The sequence below is a fragment of the Rhodopseudomonas palustris BisB18 genome (genome assembly GCF_000013745.1).
GTDB lineage: Bacteria > Pseudomonadota > Alphaproteobacteria > Rhizobiales > Xanthobacteraceae > Rhodopseudomonas_A > Rhodopseudomonas_A palustris_F.
Genome location: NC_007925.1, coordinates 170,425 through 184,904 on the forward strand (window position 1 = coordinate 170,425; position 14,480 = coordinate 184,904).

A 14,480-nucleotide genomic window follows, 5' to 3' on the forward strand; every position below is an offset into this window, starting at 1 on the left:
CGGAAGCCGGCTCGGGGCCGGCTTGCCTTGACTCGCGGCTGACGCGGGCTATAAAGCCAGCGTCCGGCGCGGGTATCTCTCGCGCCGTCGTTTTTGCGTGGCCGGAGCAATCCGCGGCGCCAAGATCGGACGGTTTTTGACCGCCGGCATTTCCATCGGGCATCTTTGGCCAGGCGACATCAGTTTGCCACCCAGGACGCTGCACTTTAACGACTGAACAAGAAGCCAGCCCGGCTCGATCCGAGGCTGGAATCGAACACGAAGGAATTCAACGATGTTCGCAGTCATCAAAACCGGCGGGCGGCAGTACCGCGTCGTTCCGGATGATGTCTTAGAAATTGGCAAGATCGCCGGCGATGTCGGCACCATCATCCAATTGGGTGAAGTGCTGATGCTGGGCGGCGACACCCCGGTGCTCGGCCTGCCGACCGTGGCCGGTGCCACCGTGGCCGCCGAAGTGCTGCAGCACAAGCGCGGCCCCAAGGTGATTTCGTTCAAGAAGCGCCGGCGCAAGAATTCCAAGCGCAAGCGGGGCTATCGCGACGAAATCACGGTGTTGCGCATCACCGAGATCCTCGCCGACGGCAAGGCGCCCAGCATTGGGCCGCGTCCGCCGCGCGAGAAGAAGCCGGTGGTCGAAACGTCAGCGGAAGCCGACGACGCCGCGGCGTAAGATTTGCAATGATTCCGTCAAGGAATTGATTTACACTTCCCTTTGCAGTTTGGAGACGAGCCATGGCTCACAAAAAAGCAGGCGGTTCATCGCGCAACGGGCGTGATTCAGCGGGCAAGCGGCTCGGAATCAAGGCCTATGGCGGCGAGCGCGTGATTCCCGGCAACATCATTGCGCGTCAGCGCGGCACCACTTGGCATCCCGGCCTCAATGTCGGCATGGGCACCGATCATACGTTGTTCGCCAAGGTCGAAGGTCACGTCGAATTCCGCGCCAAAGCCAACGGCCGCACCTTCGTATCGGTCCTTCCGATCGCAGTAGCCGCGGCCGAATAAACGGTGGACATAAAATCGTCCGCCGGGTCCTGTTGAACCGGCGGAGCAGATCAGGCTCCAAGGGGGAGGCGGGAAACCGGCCTCCCCTTTTCGTTTGTTGCGTTATGCTTCCACGCACAGGAGCCCGACATGTTGCAGGACCTCCCGACATCCACGTTGCGCGAGACCAGTAGCTGCGTCCTCGAGACCGAACGGCTCGCCTTGCGCAAGCCGACGCTCGCGGACGTAAAATCTATCGCCAACCTCGCCAAGGATCGCCGGGTCGCGGAAAACACCCGCAGGCTGCCGCATCCCTATCGGCTGGACGACGCGACGCGCTTCATCAAGGCGCTGGCCGAGACCGGCAACGAGACCGTGTTCCTGATCGAGCTGGATTTCCGTCCGATCGGCGTGGTCGGCATCGACTGGCGCGACCAGGACGCGCCGGAACTCGGCTACTGGCTCGGCGTGGATTATTGGGGCCAGGGCTTTGCCACCGAGGCCGCGCGCGCGGTGATCGACTTCACCTTCGATGAGTTCGAGGACGTCGATCAGTTGATCTCCGGCGCCCGGGTCGCCAACCCGGCCTCGCGCAATGTGCTGGAAAAGTGCGGCTTCCAGTGGAGCGGCGTCGAACTGCACCGCTTCGAGGCGCTTGGCGGTTCGACCCCGGTGGACTGTTTCCGGCTGAGCCGCGGGGTGTGGTCGTCGCTGAAGAGCTGGAGCAACTCGAAGAAGCGTCTGGTGTAGCTCCGCGCCGGTTTGCTACAGAGCGACAGGATCGATGCCCGGCGTTGTGCCGGGCATTTGTGTTTTTGCATCCGCCGATCCATTGCCCAGCCGACGCGGCTTTGCGCGGCATTTCCGGCGCGCGCTTAGCGGACGCTTAATCACATGCAACCGCGCCCGTAGCGCTCCGAGTACGCAGCCCGCTCGGCGCGGGCTAGCAAGATCGTGCAATAGGAGATGCACATGGATCGATATCTGAACGCCCTGCTCAAGCGCGACATGCTCGACGAATTCCAGCATGAAGTGGAAGCCGCCGATCGCCGCCACGCGCAGTTCGTCGCCAACGAACGCACCTCGGGCATCCCGCCGCTGCAGCTGGTGCTGCCGGGATTGGAAGCTTCGGCCGGCAAGTAGCGATTCAGGCGCCGGGCGATATCGCGCCCGGCGCCGCGCCCAGACGCTCGCGTAGCAAGATATAAAATCCGGCGCCGATGATGATGGCGGCGCCGCTCAGCGTCGCCATCGACGGCCAGTCGCCGAACACCAGATAGCCGAACACCACGCCCCATACGATCATCGTATATTGATACGGCACCACGACGCTGGCCGGCGCCAGCCGCAGCGAGCGGTTGACGCATAACAACCCCAGCGCCGACACCGCGCCGGCGATCGCGAACAGCGCAGAATCAAATAGCCCCGGCGTGATCCAGCCGGACGGCGCCGCCGGGATCAGCACCGCGCCGAGCGCCAGGGTGCCGAGAAATTGCTGCGATGCCAGCACCATATCCGGCGTGCCGCGCAGCGACCTTGTGATCAGCAACAGCGCTGCAAAGAACACGCTGGCGCAAAGCGCAATCAGCGCCGGCCAGGTCATGGTCTGCGCCGAGGGCTGCAGCGCGATCAGCACGCCGACAAAGCCGACCACGATCGCGATCCAGCGCGGCGCATCGACCTTTTCGCGCAGGAACAGCGCCGAGCCGACGGTGACGAACAGCGAGGACGCCAGGTAAAAGGTGATGACGTCGGCGAGCGGCAGATAGGCGGTGGCGAGAAAGAACGTCGCGACTTCCAGCGTGGCGATGATCGTGCGCGCCAATTGCAGCCAGGGCCGCTGCAGCCGGAAGAACTCGGCGCGCTGCCGCCAGATCAGCGGCGACAGCACGATCAGCCCGGCGCAGGCGCGCAGCAGCAGCAATTGCCCGATCGAATAGCTCGCCACCACCAACTTACCGAGCGCATCGCCGAATGAAAACAGCGCCATCGCCGCCAACATCAGCCCGATGCCGGCCAGGCGCGCGTTGTCCGGCGCAGCACCGCTCGAAATTCTGGCAAACAACCCCATATGTCGGGAAACCTTACTCAACGAGGTGAGGCCGTGCGCATCGCAGCTGGTTCGACGGCCCGCCCCATCTTTTTCAATATCCGGGCCGCCTGCAAGCGCGGAAAGCGCGGCATTTACAGGCCTTTCGGCATTGAATCGGTTGCCGGTTCAGCCCCCCTGCGATAGGGATAGACATGAAATTTCTTGACGAAGCCAAGGTTTATATTCGCTCCGGCGACGGCGGTAACGGCTGCGTGGCGTTTCGCCGCGAGAAGTATATCGAGTTCGGCGGCCCGAGCGGCGGCAATGGCGGCCGCGGCGGCGACGTCATCATCGAGGTCGCCGACGGCCTCAACACCCTGATCGATTACCGCTATCAGCAGCATTTCAAGGCCCAAAAGGGCACCAATGGCATGGGCAAGGACCGCCATGGCGCCAATGGCAAGGATATCGTGCTGAAGGTTCCGGTCGGAACCCAGATCCTCGACGAGGACCGCGAGACCCTGATCCACGATTTCACCAAGCTTGGTGAACGTTTCGTGCTGGCCGAGGGCGGCAATGGCGGCTTCGGCAACGCGCATTTCAAATCCTCGACCAACCGCGCGCCGCGCAATGCCAATCCCGGCCAGGAAGGCGAGGAGCGCTGGATCTGGCTGCGGCTGAAACTGATCGCCGACGCCGGGCTGGTCGGGCTGCCCAATGCCGGCAAGTCCACGCTGCTGTCGGTGGTCAGCGCTGCGAAGCCGAAGATCGCCGACTATCCGTTCACCACGCTGCATCCGCAGCTCGGCGTGGTCGACGTCGATGGCCGCGAATTCGTGCTGGCGGATATTCCGGGTCTGATCGAAGGCGCCCATGAGGGCGCCGGACTCGGCGATCGTTTTCTCGGCCATGTCGAGCGCTGCCAGGTGTTGCTGCATCTGGTCGACGCCACCTGCGAACACGCCGGCAAGGCCTACAAGACCGTGCGCAACGAACTGATGGCCTACGCCGGCGAGCTCACCGACAAGGTCGAGATCGTGGCGCTGAACAAGATCGACGCGGTCGAAGCCGACGAACTGAAGAAACAGAAGGACCGGCTGAAGCGCGCCGCCAAGAAGACGCCGCTGTTGATCTCCGGCGTCGCCGGCACCGGCGTCAAGGAGGCGTTGCGCGCGCTGGTCGAAGTGATCGGCGAGGCCCCGGTGTCGGAGAAGGCCAAGGGCGCGGCGCAGGCCGAACCCTGGGCGCCGCAGAACGTGTAGCATCGATCGATGGATCTACAGTCGAACGCGCCGCACGCACGGCCTCACCTCGCCCCGCTCTTCGCGGGGAGAGGTCGGATCGCTCTTGCGATCGGGGTGAGGGGCGAGGCACCACGCGCGATCGAGCTCGGCTTCCGCAGGTCGGCAGGAGCCCCTCACCCCACCCCTCTCCCCGCAACAGCGGGGCGAGGGAGCCTGCTGCCGCCTTGGCGACGTTGAATTGCTTGTCGTTAGCTGATCCAGAAACTCCCATGCACCGTCCCGAACTGAAGAATTTCCGCCGCATCGTCGTCAAGGTCGGCTCCTCGCTGCTGATCGATTCCGAGGCCGGCGAGGTTAAGGCGGCCTGGCTCGCCGCCCTTGCCGCCGATATCGCCGAATTGCATCTGCACGGCCGCGACGTGCTGATCGTCTCCTCTGGCTCGATCGCGCTCGGCCGCAGCCGGCTGAAGCTGGCGCGCGGCCCGTTGAAGCTGGAGGAAAGCCAGGCCGCCGCCGCCGTCGGGCAGATCGCGCTGGCGCGGATCTGGTCCGAGGTGCTGGGCGATCACGGCATCGGCGCCGGACAGATTCTGGTGACGCTGCAGGACACCGAGGAGCGCCGCCGCTATCTCAACGCCCGCTCCACCATCGGCAAGCTGTTGGAATGGCGCGCGGTGCCGGTGATCAACGAGAACGACACCGTCGCCACTGCGGAAATCCGCTACGGCGACAATGACCGGCTCGCCGCCCGCGTCGCCACCATGAGCAGCGCCGATCTGTTGATCCTGTTGTCCGACATCGACGGGCTGTATGACGCGCCGCCCGGCGCCAATCCCGACGCCAAGCTGATCCCGGTGGTGGAGCAGGTCACCGCCGAGATCGAGGCGATGGCCGGCGGTGCCGAATCCGAATTGTCGCGCGGCGGCATGCGCACCAAGATCGAAGCCGCCAAGATCGCCACCACCGCCGGCACCCATATGCTGATCGCGTCGGGCAAGATCGACCACCCGCTGCGCGCCATCGCCAATGGTGGCGCCTGCACCTGGTTTCTCACCCCAGCCAATCCCGTCACCGCGCGAAAACGCTGGATCGCGGGCTCGTTGGAGCCGAAGGGCACGCTGACCATCGACGCCGGCGCGGTCACCGCGCTGCGCGCCGGCAAGAGCCTGCTGCCGGCCGGCGTGATCCGGGTCGACGGCCATTTCGCCCGCGGCGACGCCGTGGTGGTGCGCGGGCCCGACACCGACGAGATCGGTCGCGGTCTGGTCGCCTACGATGCCGACGACGCCGACCGCATCAAGGGCCACTCCTCGCCCGACGTGATGAGCATCCTCGGCATCACCGGCCGCGCCGAGATGATCCACCGCGACGACCTGGTGATGGGGGCGGTGCCGGGCTAACTAAAATCCGCAGGATCGATATCCATCCGTTCGTGCAATACACGAGCGATCTCAATGCCTCCCGGTGTGACGACATAGAAGATCGTATACCCTCGGAGGAAAAAAGACCGCAGTTGCGCGCCGAATTCCGGCCGCGCCCGGCCAGCGAGCGGCGCCTCTGCGAGCAAGTCCATCGCTTCGGTCAGGCGGTCGATTTGGCCGTTGGCGGCCCTCACATCAGCAGACGCGATGTATCGCCAGATGGAGTTGAGATCGGCCTCGGCCTGTTCGCTGAGCCGGAACTTACGAGCCATGCTTGGCTGCCGCCAATTCTTGCTCCGCAGCCGCCAACTCCTGCCGCCCGCGCGCTTTAATCTCTTCGGCCAGCGTCTTGCCGTCAATCTCGCGGCCCGGCCCGCTATCGATCCCCTTCTGGATCTCGACGCGCAGCGCCTCGATCTTGGCGGCGCGGAGCAACTCGCGGTCTTCGAGCAAACCGAGGCCGTCGCAGATCACCTCGTTGGCGCTGGCGTAACGGCCGCTCTTGATCAACTCGTCGATCAGGTCTTCGAAATGCTTGCCGATGTGATAGCTCGCCATCCGCGCCTCCGCTGTCACCGCAAAAATAGGTTCGAATCCCGCCGATGGGAAGGCCGCCACCCGGGCAGGCCGGCGGCTTTCGGCAAGCCGCTTTGACCTGCGGCCCCGGACCACCTATTTTAGCAGGCCACACAATACTTGCCGATTTTGGGCCCGAAATGACTGCCTCCCTGAAAGCCATCGACGGCGCCGCCGATCCTGGCGCCGAACTCGCCGCCATGATGACCGCGCTGGGCGCGCAGGCCCGCGCCGCGGCGCGGGTGCTGGCGATTGCGCCGACCGCGCAGAAGAACGAGGCGCTGGCGGCGATGGAACGCGCGATCCGGGCTCATACGCCGGCGATTCTGCAGGCCAATGCCGAGGACGTCGCCGAGGCCAGGGCGGGCGGCGCCACCGATGCCTTCATCGATCGGCTGACGCTGACGGAGGCCCGGGTCGCGGTGATGGCCGACGGCATCGGCGTGATCCACGACATCGCCGATCCGGTAGGCCAGGTGACCGAGCGCTGGCAGCGGCCGAACGGCATGACCATCGAGCGGGTCCGGGTGCCGCTCGGCGTCATCGCGGTGATCTTCGAGAGCCGGCCCAACGTCGCCGCCGACGCCGGCGTGCTGGCTTTGAAATCCGGCAATGCGGTGATCCTGCGCGGCGGCTCCGACAGTTTCCGCTCCTGCCGCGCGATCCACGACTGTCTGGTCGAGGGGCTGCGCGAGGCCGGGCTGCCGGAGGCCGCGATCACCCGGGTGCCGGTGCGCGACCGCGCCGCGGTCGGGCTGCTGCTCGGCGGGCTCGACGGCAACGTCGACGTCATCGTGCCGCGCGGCGGCAAAAGTCTGGTCGCGCGCGTCGAAGCCGAAGCCCGGGTGCCGGTGTTCGCGCATCTCGAAGGCATCAACCATGTCTATGTCGATCGCGCCGCCGATCTCGACATGGCCAAATCGATCGTGCTGAACGCCAAGATGCGCCGCCCCGGGGTGTGCGGCGCCGCCGAGACCTTGTTGATCGACCGCGCCGCGGCCTCCAATCTGGCGCCGCTGGTGACCACGCTGCTCGAGGCCGGTTGCGAGGTGCGCGGCGACGACGCCGTGCAGCGCGTCGATCCGCGGGTCAAGCCGGTGGCCGAGGAGGATTGGGACACCGAATACGAAGCCGCGATCATGTCGGTGAAGCTGGTCGACGGCGTCGACGCGGCGCTGGCCCATATCGCCCAGCACGGTTCGCACCACACCGAGGCGATCGTCACCGCGGACCAATCCGTCGCGAGCAAATTCCTCAACGAGGTCGATGCCGCGATCGTGCTGCACAACGCCTCGACGCAATTCGCCGACGGCGGCGAATTCGGCTTCGGCGCCGAGATCGGCATCGCCACCGGCAAGTTCCACGCCCGCGGCCCGGTCGGCGCCGAGCAACTCACCAGCTTCAAATACCGGGTGCACGGCACCGGTCAGATCCGCCCGTGAACCGCATTTTTCGCGCGCGCGGAGCCTGAAGGTGACGCCACGCTCGGTCGCGCCCTCATCGCGGATTCCGCCGCACAGCGACGGCATGCGCATCGGCCTGCTCGGCGGCTCGTTCAATCCGCCGCATCAGGCGCATCGCGACATCAGCCTGTTGGCGCTGAAGCGGCTCGAGCTCGACCGGGTGTGGTGGCTGGTGACGCCGGGCAATCCGTTGAAGGACGTCAGCGCGCTGCAGGACCTCACGGTGCGGGCCGCCGCCGCGCAGGCGATGGCCAACGACCCGCGCATCGTCGTCAGCTGCCTCGAGAGCTTCATCGGCACCCGCTATACGGTCGACACCATCGATTATCTGCGCCGCCGCTGCGCCAAGGTGCGCTTCGTCTGGATCATGGGGGCCGACAATCTCGGGCAGTTCCACCGTTGGCAGGGCTGGCGGCGGATCGCCGCGCAGGTGCCGATTGCGGTGATCGACCGGCCGCCGCAGAGCCTGCGCGCGCTCGCCGCCCCGGCGGCCCGGGCGCTGGGGACGTCACGCATCGCCGCCACCGCGGCCGCGCGATTGGCCGATCGCAAGCCGCCGGCCTGGGTGTTTCTCACCGGCATGAAGTCGCCGCTGGCTTCGACCGGCCTGCGGAACCCGGACGGCAGCTGGAAGAAATGACCGCACCCCCGATTGGAATATTGAACCCTTCACCCCATTTGCGTAGGATAGCTCTCGGGCGCCGGGATTCGGCGTTCGCGATACAGTGAAAGGAATGGTCCCTGACCACATCTGTATTGTCCAAGTCTTTAGCGTCGAACTCGGTCTTGCCGAAGACGCGTAAAGCATCGACTCCTGTCGCGGTCCTGACGGCGCGGCCAGACGCCGACGAGACTCTGAAGCTCATCCTCTCCCGCCTCGACGACATGAAGGCGGAAGAAACGGTCACCATCGACCTTCGCGGCAAATCCGCCTTTTCCGATTACATGGTCGTCACCAGCGGGCGCTCCAACCGCCACGTCGGTGCGGTCGCGGAGAATGTCGTCAAGGGCCTCAAGGAGGCCGGCGTCAGCAGTCCGCATGTCGAAGGCCTGACCAATTGCGACTGGGTGCTGATCGATTCCGGCGACGTCATCGTGCACGTGTTCCGCCCGGAAGTCCGCGCGTTCTACAATCTGGAGAGGTTGTGGACCCAGATCCCGGCGGCCGCGAAGACGCTGTAGCTGGATCAGGCCTGTCGCGCGCCCGCGACCTTGGTGCCAAGCGCGGCTTGCGGTGCTAGTTTGCACCGATGCGCGTTGTTGTGATTGCGATCGGCCGGCTCAAGCAGGGCCCGGAACGGGAGTTGGCCGAGCGTTACCGCGAGCGGTTCGACGATCTCGGCCGCAAGCTCGGCTTTCGCGGCCCGGAGATTCACGAAATCGGCGAAAGCCGCGCCCGCGACGCGCCGACGAGGATCGCCGAGGAGGCTGCGGCGATCGCCGCACTGATTCCGGATAAAGCCGTGCTGGTCACGCTGGACGAGCGCGGCGACAGTCTCGACAGCGCGGGATTCGCCAGGAAACTCGGCGGTTGGCGCGACCAATCCACCGCGCAGGCGATTTTCGTGATCGGCGGCGCGGACGGACTTTCGCCCGAATTGCGGCGCAAGGCAAAGCTGAGCGTTTCGTTCGGAGCCGCGACCTGGCCGCATCAGATGGTTCGCGTCATGCTCCTGGAGCAATTGTATCGGGCCGCGACAATTCTGTCGGGGCACCCCTATCATCGAGCCTAACGAGAGCGCCGACCCCTTGATGCAGACACCGCGGCCCCACCCGACACTGGGTCACACGGCGGCTTTGGCCCGTCCGGGGGCGGCTGTGCTGTTGGCGGGCGTGATCGCGGCGGCCGCGATGTTATCGCAAGTGCAGGCGCAAAGCGCGCCGCCGCCGGTCGATCTCATCAAGCAGCGCGAGCAGGAACTCGAGGCGGCGCGCGCCCAGCAAAAGAGCGCCGCGGAATTGCGCGAGAAGCTCAAGGCCGATATCGCCGCGATCGGCGAGGATCGTACCAAGCTCAACGAACGACTGATCGACATCGCCGCAAGGGTGCGCGGCATCGAGACCAGCATCGGCGACGCCGAGGCGCGGCTGCGGCCGCTCGACGTCCGCGAGCAGCAGATCCGCTCTTCGCTGGAAGAGCGCCGCGCCGAGATCGGCGAAGTGCTGGCGGCGTTGCAGCGCGCCGGGCGCCGCGCGCCGCCGGCGTTGTTGGTGCGGCCGGAAGACGCGCTGCAATCGCTGCGCTCGGCGATGCTGCTCGGCGCCGTGGTGCCGGAGATGCGGGTGCGCGCCGATCGACTGGCCAGCGACCTCGGCGAACTGATCAACTTGCGCAAGACCATCGCCGCCGAACGCGATCAGCTGGCGGCCGATCGCGCCAAGCTGACCGAGGATCAGTTGCGGCTGGCCTCATTGGTCGAAGAGCGGCAGAAGAAACAGAGCGCCGCCGAAAAGGACATGGAGGCGGAACGCGCCCGCGCCGCGACGCTGTCGCGGCAGGTCGACAGTCTGCAGGACCTGATCGCCAAGATGGAGCAGGACCTGAAGAGCGCGGCGAAGGCCGCCGCCACCGCCAATCTGCAGGGCGCGCCGACCGCAGCGAACGGCAAGCCGAATATGGCGGCGCTGCGCGATCCCGGCCGGCTCAGCCCGGCGATTTCGTTCGCCTCCGCCAAGGGACTTTTTGCGCTTCCGGTGAACGGCAGCAAGATCCGCGAATTCGGGCGTTCCGACGGCGTCGGCGGCACCGAGAAGGGTATTTCGGTGGCAACGCGGCCCGGCGCCCAGGTCACAACTCCGTGCGATGGCTGGGTTGTGTATTCAGGACCGTTTCGCAGCTACGGACAACTCTTGATCCTGAATGCCGGTGGCGGGTATCATGTGTTGATCGCCGGGATGGAGCGCATTTCGGTTAACATCGGACAATTCGTGCTCACGGGAGAGCCTGTCGCGACCATGGGATCGAGCTCCCGGGTCGCTTCCATCCTCGCGGCCAATGCGAGTCAGCCCGTGCTCTATATCGAGTTCCGTAAGGACGGCACTCCCATCGATTCAGGCCCATGGTGGGCCGCAAGTGAAGGCGAAAAGGTTCGCGGATGATGCGCAAGACTTCGGTAATTCTGCTGAGCGTTGCCACCGGCGCGGCGCTCACATTGTTCGTGACCCAACCGCGATCGATCCTGATGGGATCCACCGCGCGGGCCGCGACCTCCGACACCTATCGCCAGCTCAATCTGTTCGGCGACGTGTTCGAACGGGTGCGCAGCGACTATGTCGAAAAGCCCGACGACTCCAAGCTGGTGGAATCCGCGATCAGCGGCATGCTGACCGGGCTCGATCCGCATTCCAGCTACATGGATGCCAAGAGCTTCCGCGACATGCAGGTGCAGACCCGCGGCGAGTTCGGCGGCCTCGGCATCGAGGTCACCATGGAAGACGGTCTGATCAAGGTGGTGTCGCCGATCGACGATACCCCGGCCTCGAAGGCCGGCATTATGGCCAACGACATCATCACCAATCTCGACGACGAGGCGGTGCAGGGCCTGACGCTCAATCAGGCGGTCGAGAAGATGCGCGGCCCGGTCAACACCAAGATCCGGCTGAAGATCGTCCGCAAGGGCCAGGACAATCCGATCGACGTCACTTTGGTGCGTGACAACATCCGCGTCCGCTCGGTGCGCGCCCGCGTCGAAGGCGACGACATCGGCTACATCCGCATCACCACCTTCAACGAGCAGACCACCGAAGGCTTGAAGCGCGAACTCGCCGCCCTCACCACCCAGATCGGCAACGACAAGCTGAAGGGCTGGATTCTCGACCTGCGCAACAACCCGGGCGGCCTCTTGGAAGAAGCCGTGACGGTGTCGGATGCGTTCCTTGATCGCGGCGAAATCGTCTCCACCCGCGGCCGCAACGCCGAAGAAACCCAGCGCCGCGCCGCCCATGGGGGCGACCTCGCCAAGGGCAAGCAGGTCATCGTGCTGATCAATGGCGGCTCGGCTTCGGCGTCGGAAATCGTCGCCGGCGCGCTGCAGGATCACAAGCGCGCCACGCTGGTCGGCACCCGCTCGTTCGGCAAGGGCTCGGTGCAGACCATCATTCCGCTCGGAAGCGGCAACGGCGCGCTGCGGCTGACCACGGCGCGCTACTTCACGCCGTCCGGCAAGTCGATCCAGGCCAAGGGCATCACCCCGGACATCGAGGTGCTGCAGGACGTGCCCGACGAGATCAAGTCGCGCACCGACACCAAGGGCGAAGCCTCGCTGCGCGGCCATCTGAAGGCCGAAGGCGACGAGAAGACCGGGTCGCAATCCTACGTGCCGCCGGAAGCCAAGGACGACAAGGCGTTGAAGATGGCGGCCGACCTGCTGCACGGCGTCAAGGTCAACGCCACCGCGCCGGCCACCGGCGACAAGGCGGCGATCGACAAGCCGGCCGGCAAGGTCGAGAACTGAGCCGGCACGCGCCCTCGTCGGGTCGCTGAACGAGAATTTGGCAAAGGGCGGCTTCGGGCCGCCCTTTTTGCTGCCGGCGCACCGGCCTGGCAGTGGCCGCCATCGGCCGGCCGCGGGCCCCGCGCTGCGCCGATTCGGCCGACCCATGGTATTGTCGCCACGGCTGATTCGGGAGGTCCCTTGCCGTGACAACGGACGAACTGAGCGCGCCGCTGGGGCAGAAGCGGCCGCGCAAGCGGAAGTTTCGGCTGCCGTTTTCCGGAACTCAGGCGATCGCGACGCTGCTCGGTCTGGTGCTGCTGGCGTTTGCCGGCTTTGCCCTTTTCAACGACAATCCGCAGGGCGGCGAACCGATGGTGCGGATGGCGATCCGTCCGCAGCCGGCAGCCGACAAGCCGGCAGCGCCGGAGACCGACAAAGCCGCCAAGGCGGAGTCGCACGATGGCGCCGCCGGCGGCAGCCACGACAAGGCGGCGCATGTCGAGGTGCCGGGCCAGAAGACCGTCACCATCATCGACGGCTCCAGCGGCGCGCGCCAGCAGGTGGTGGTGCCGGGCGGCGGCGGCGACACCGCGGCGAGCGACGTGGCGCCGGCGATCACCGTCGGCATCGATCAAAAGCTGTTGGAAAAGAGCCGCTACGGCATGATCCCGATGGTCGCCGACGGGGTCAAGCCGTTCAACGCCTACGCCACCGCCGGCGAGGCCGACCGCGCCAAGGCGGCACGGATGCCGAGCATCGCCATCGTGGTCGGCGGCCTCGGCGTCGGCGCGGCGAAGACCAACGACGCGATCATGAAATTGCCCGCCGCGGTAACGCTGGCGTTCACGCCCTACGGCTCCGATCCGGCCAAGCTGGTGGAGCGGGCCCGCGCCCAGCGCCACGAGGTGCTGCTGCAAATTCCGATGGAGCCGTTCGACTATCCGGACAACGATCCAGGGCCGCAGACGCTGCTGACCACGCTGCCCTCCGAGCAGAACATCGATCGGCTGTATTGGCATCTCAGCCGGTTCCAGGGCTATATCGGCATCACCAATTTCATGGGCGGCCGCTTCGTCACCACCGAGCCGGCGCTGCAGCCGATCGTACGCGAGGCCGCCAAGCGCGGGCTCGGCTATCTCGACGACGGCCAATCGCCGCGCGGCGTCGCCGCATTGCTGGCCACGACGCAGACGCTGCCGTTCGGCAAGGCCGATCTCAGCATCGACGTGGTGCCGACCGCGCTGGAGATCGACCGCGCGCTGTATCGGCTGGAGAGTCTGGCGCGGGACAACGGCAACGCCATCGGCATGGCCTCCGCGCTGCCGATCTCGATCGAGCGGATTGCAACCTGGAGCCGATCGTTGGAGGGCCGCGGCCTGCTGCTGGTGCCATTGACAACCGCGATGCTGAAATCAAAATCAGGCCAAGCTGGTGCTCCGTAGGTTCCCGCGACGGCCGCCGAACCGGCCGGGCCTGCGCGCCAATCTCATTAGGTTCGAGGGCGATTGTTTGCTGTCCGTTTCGATCGGTTTTGCGCGTAAGATGTGCTGAGGCTAGGCGGTCGGCGATGAACCGGTCACTGCGGCGCGATCCATCGGCCGGAGCGACGTCACGGCTGGCCTTGAGATGCGGCCGCCCTGCCGACGAAGCCTCACTCTAACGCTCTCACTGCAAAGGCTCTGATCGAATGACCCGTTACGATGACCTGCCCTACCGGACCTGCGTCGGCATGATGCTGCTCAACGCGGAGGGGCTGGTGTTTATCGGACGCCGTCTGGGCGGAATCGAGCACGTCGACGAGACGCACGTCTGGCAAATGCCGCAAGGCGGCGTCGATCCCGGCGAAGACCCGTGGACTGCGGCCAAGCGCGAACTCTACGAGGAAACCAGCGTCAGATCGGTCGAGAAACTCGGCGAAATCGCCGACTGGTTGATCTACGACATCCCGCGCACCGTCGCCGGCCGCAGCTGGAAGGGCCGTTATCGCGGGCAGCGGCAGAAGTGGTACGCGGTGCGCTTCACCGGCGACGATTCCGAGATCGACGTGGTCTCGCCGGGCGGCGGCCATAAGGCGGAATTCATCAGCTGGCGCTGGGAGCCGATGCAGAATCTCCCCGACCTGATCGTGCCGTTCAAGCGGCCGGTCTATGAGCGCGTGGTCAAGGAATTCGCCGCGCTGGCCAAGGACGCCGCCAAGGTCTCCGGCGGCGGCTGAGCGCAGAAGAGGAAGCTGTCATTCCGGGGCGCGAGCGGCGCGAGCCGCGAGTGAACCCGGAATCTCGCGACACGCCCGACGCTTGCCTGCGCAGCGAGATTCCGGG

General features: G+C 66.0%; 17 protein-coding genes. 14 read left to right on the plus strand and 3 right to left on the minus strand.

The window, feature by feature from the left end; translation table 11 throughout:
* The first annotated feature begins 274 nt into the window (after positions 1-274).
* The 4 genes from rplU (at position 275) to RPC_RS25875 (ending at position 2,130) form a co-directional block, all read left to right on the plus strand.
* On the plus strand, positions 275-673 hold the full coding sequence (gene rplU / locus RPC_RS00785) for a 50S ribosomal protein L21 (RefSeq protein WP_011470636.1): 399 nt from the start codon (positions 275-277) through the stop codon (positions 671-673).
* A 62-nt stretch (positions 674-735) separates the two neighbouring features.
* Complete coding sequence (gene rpmA / locus RPC_RS00790) at positions 736-1,008, plus strand: 50S ribosomal protein L27 (RefSeq protein ID WP_011470637.1); 273 nt, start codon at positions 736-738, stop codon at positions 1,006-1,008.
* 129 nt (positions 1,009-1,137) lie between these two features.
* On the plus strand, positions 1,138-1,737 hold the full coding sequence (locus tag RPC_RS00795) for a GNAT family N-acetyltransferase (RefSeq protein WP_011470638.1): 600 nt from the start codon (positions 1,138-1,140) through the stop codon (positions 1,735-1,737).
* Between the two features lie 222 nt (positions 1,738-1,959).
* On the plus strand, positions 1,960-2,130 hold the full coding sequence (locus tag RPC_RS25875) for a hypothetical protein (RefSeq protein WP_157043109.1): 171 nt from the start codon (positions 1,960-1,962) through the stop codon (positions 2,128-2,130).
* A gap of 4 nt (positions 2,131-2,134) precedes the next feature.
* On the opposite strand, the gene RPC_RS00800 is transcribed toward RPC_RS25875, so the two are convergent.
* A complete protein-coding gene (locus RPC_RS00800) occupies positions 2,135-3,058 on the minus strand; it encodes a DMT family transporter (protein WP_011470639.1) in 924 nt (307 codons plus the stop codon).
* Positions 3,059-3,231: 173 nt separating this feature from the next.
* On the opposite strand from RPC_RS00800, the gene obgE reads away from it, so the two are divergent.
* Together obgE and proB are read left to right on the plus strand one after the other, a co-directional pair.
* A complete protein-coding gene (gene obgE, locus RPC_RS00805; protein WP_011470640.1) occupies positions 3,232-4,281 on the plus strand; it encodes a GTPase ObgE in 1,050 nt (349 codons plus the stop codon).
* A 251-nt stretch (positions 4,282-4,532) separates the two neighbouring features.
* Positions 4,533-5,663: a glutamate 5-kinase gene (gene proB, locus RPC_RS00810; protein ID WP_011470641.1), complete on the plus strand. Its 1,131-nt coding sequence runs from the start codon at positions 4,533-4,535 to the stop codon at positions 5,661-5,663.
* Here the strand turns inward: proB and RPC_RS00815 are convergent.
* Together RPC_RS00815 and RPC_RS00820 are read right to left on the minus strand one after the other, a co-directional pair.
* The gene (locus RPC_RS00815; protein WP_011470642.1) at positions 5,660-5,956 is read right to left on the minus strand and encodes a type II toxin-antitoxin system RelE/ParE family toxin; all 297 of its coding nucleotides are present in this window, start codon (positions 5,954-5,956) and stop codon (positions 5,660-5,662) included. The two genes, proB and RPC_RS00815, sit on opposite strands and share 4 nt — an antisense overlap.
* On the minus strand, positions 5,946-6,242 hold the full coding sequence (locus tag RPC_RS00820) for a type II toxin-antitoxin system ParD family antitoxin (RefSeq protein WP_011470643.1): 297 nt from the start codon (positions 6,240-6,242) through the stop codon (positions 5,946-5,948). The genes RPC_RS00815 and RPC_RS00820 overlap by 11 nt, the downstream gene beginning before the upstream one ends.
* Before the next feature lie 158 nt (positions 6,243-6,400).
* On the opposite strand from RPC_RS00820, the gene RPC_RS00825 reads away from it, so the two are divergent.
* The 8 genes from RPC_RS00825 to RPC_RS00860 all read left to right on the plus strand — a co-directional run bounded on the left by RPC_RS00825 (position 6,401) and on the right by RPC_RS00860 (position 14,374).
* Complete coding sequence (locus RPC_RS00825) at positions 6,401-7,702, plus strand: glutamate-5-semialdehyde dehydrogenase (protein WP_011470644.1); 1,302 nt, start codon at positions 6,401-6,403, stop codon at positions 7,700-7,702.
* 31 nt (positions 7,703-7,733) lie between these two features.
* A complete protein-coding gene (locus RPC_RS00830; RefSeq protein ID WP_011470645.1) occupies positions 7,734-8,363 on the plus strand; it encodes a nicotinate-nucleotide adenylyltransferase in 630 nt (209 codons plus the stop codon).
* 146 nt (positions 8,364-8,509) lie between these two features.
* On the plus strand, positions 8,510-8,905 hold the full coding sequence (gene rsfS / locus RPC_RS00835) for a ribosome silencing factor (RefSeq protein ID WP_080507292.1): 396 nt from the start codon (positions 8,510-8,512) through the stop codon (positions 8,903-8,905).
* A 68-nt stretch (positions 8,906-8,973) separates the two neighbouring features.
* Positions 8,974-9,456, plus strand: coding sequence for a 23S rRNA (pseudouridine(1915)-N(3))-methyltransferase RlmH (rlmH, locus tag RPC_RS00840; RefSeq protein ID WP_011470647.1), 483 nt, complete (start codon positions 8,974-8,976; stop codon positions 9,454-9,456).
* A gap of 19 nt (positions 9,457-9,475) precedes the next feature.
* The gene (locus RPC_RS00845) at positions 9,476-10,822 is read left to right on the plus strand and encodes a murein hydrolase activator EnvC family protein (RefSeq protein ID WP_011470648.1); all 1,347 of its coding nucleotides are present in this window, start codon (positions 9,476-9,478) and stop codon (positions 10,820-10,822) included.
* Positions 10,819-12,177: a S41 family peptidase gene (locus RPC_RS00850; protein ID WP_011470649.1), complete on the plus strand. Its 1,359-nt coding sequence runs from the start codon at positions 10,819-10,821 to the stop codon at positions 12,175-12,177. Before RPC_RS00845 ends, RPC_RS00850 begins: the two co-directional genes overlap by 4 nt.
* 185 nt (positions 12,178-12,362) lie before the next feature.
* Positions 12,363-13,601: a divergent polysaccharide deacetylase family protein gene (locus RPC_RS00855; RefSeq protein ID WP_011470650.1), complete on the plus strand. Its 1,239-nt coding sequence runs from the start codon at positions 12,363-12,365 to the stop codon at positions 13,599-13,601.
* Between the two features lie 245 nt (positions 13,602-13,846).
* Positions 13,847-14,374, plus strand: a complete 528-nt coding sequence (locus RPC_RS00860; RefSeq protein WP_011470651.1) for an RNA pyrophosphohydrolase — start codon at positions 13,847-13,849, stop codon at positions 14,372-14,374.
* Positions 14,375-14,480: the final 106 nt, after the last annotated feature.

What these genes read in the sequence shown, in the direction of transcription:
- rplU (WP_011470636.1), top strand. Translation starts at nt 275, where the DNA reads ATGTTCGCAGTCATCAAAACCGGCGGGCGGCAGTACCGCGTCGTTCCG.
- RPC_RS00825 (WP_011470644.1), top strand. Translation starts at nt 6,401, where the DNA reads ATGACTGCCTCCCTGAAAGCCATCGACGGCGCCGCCGATCCTGGCGCC.
- RPC_RS00815 (WP_011470642.1), bottom strand. Translation starts at nt 5,956, where the DNA reads ATGGCTCGTAAGTTCCGGCTCAGCGAACAGGCCGAGGCCGATCTCAAC.
- RPC_RS00820 (WP_011470643.1), bottom strand. Translation starts at nt 6,242, where the DNA reads ATGGCGAGCTATCACATCGGCAAGCATTTCGAAGACCTGATCGACGAG.
- RPC_RS00795 (WP_011470638.1), top strand. Translation starts at nt 1,138, where the DNA reads ATGTTGCAGGACCTCCCGACATCCACGTTGCGCGAGACCAGTAGCTGC.
- proB (WP_011470641.1), top strand. Translation starts at nt 4,533, where the DNA reads ATGCACCGTCCCGAACTGAAGAATTTCCGCCGCATCGTCGTCAAGGTC.
- RPC_RS00800 (WP_011470639.1), bottom strand. Translation starts at nt 3,058, where the DNA reads ATGGGGTTGTTTGCCAGAATTTCGAGCGGTGCTGCGCCGGACAACGCG.
- RPC_RS00850 (WP_011470649.1), top strand. Translation starts at nt 10,819, where the DNA reads ATGATGCGCAAGACTTCGGTAATTCTGCTGAGCGTTGCCACCGGCGCG.
- RPC_RS00845 (WP_011470648.1), top strand. Translation starts at nt 9,476, where the DNA reads ATGCAGACACCGCGGCCCCACCCGACACTGGGTCACACGGCGGCTTTG.
- RPC_RS00860 (WP_011470651.1), top strand. Translation starts at nt 13,847, where the DNA reads ATGACCCGTTACGATGACCTGCCCTACCGGACCTGCGTCGGCATGATG.
- RPC_RS25875 (WP_157043109.1), top strand. Translation starts at nt 1,960, where the DNA reads ATGGATCGATATCTGAACGCCCTGCTCAAGCGCGACATGCTCGACGAA.
- obgE (WP_011470640.1), top strand. Translation starts at nt 3,232, where the DNA reads ATGAAATTTCTTGACGAAGCCAAGGTTTATATTCGCTCCGGCGACGGC.
- rpmA (WP_011470637.1), top strand. Translation starts at nt 736, where the DNA reads ATGGCTCACAAAAAAGCAGGCGGTTCATCGCGCAACGGGCGTGATTCA.
- rlmH (WP_011470647.1), top strand. Translation starts at nt 8,974, where the DNA reads ATGCGCGTTGTTGTGATTGCGATCGGCCGGCTCAAGCAGGGCCCGGAA.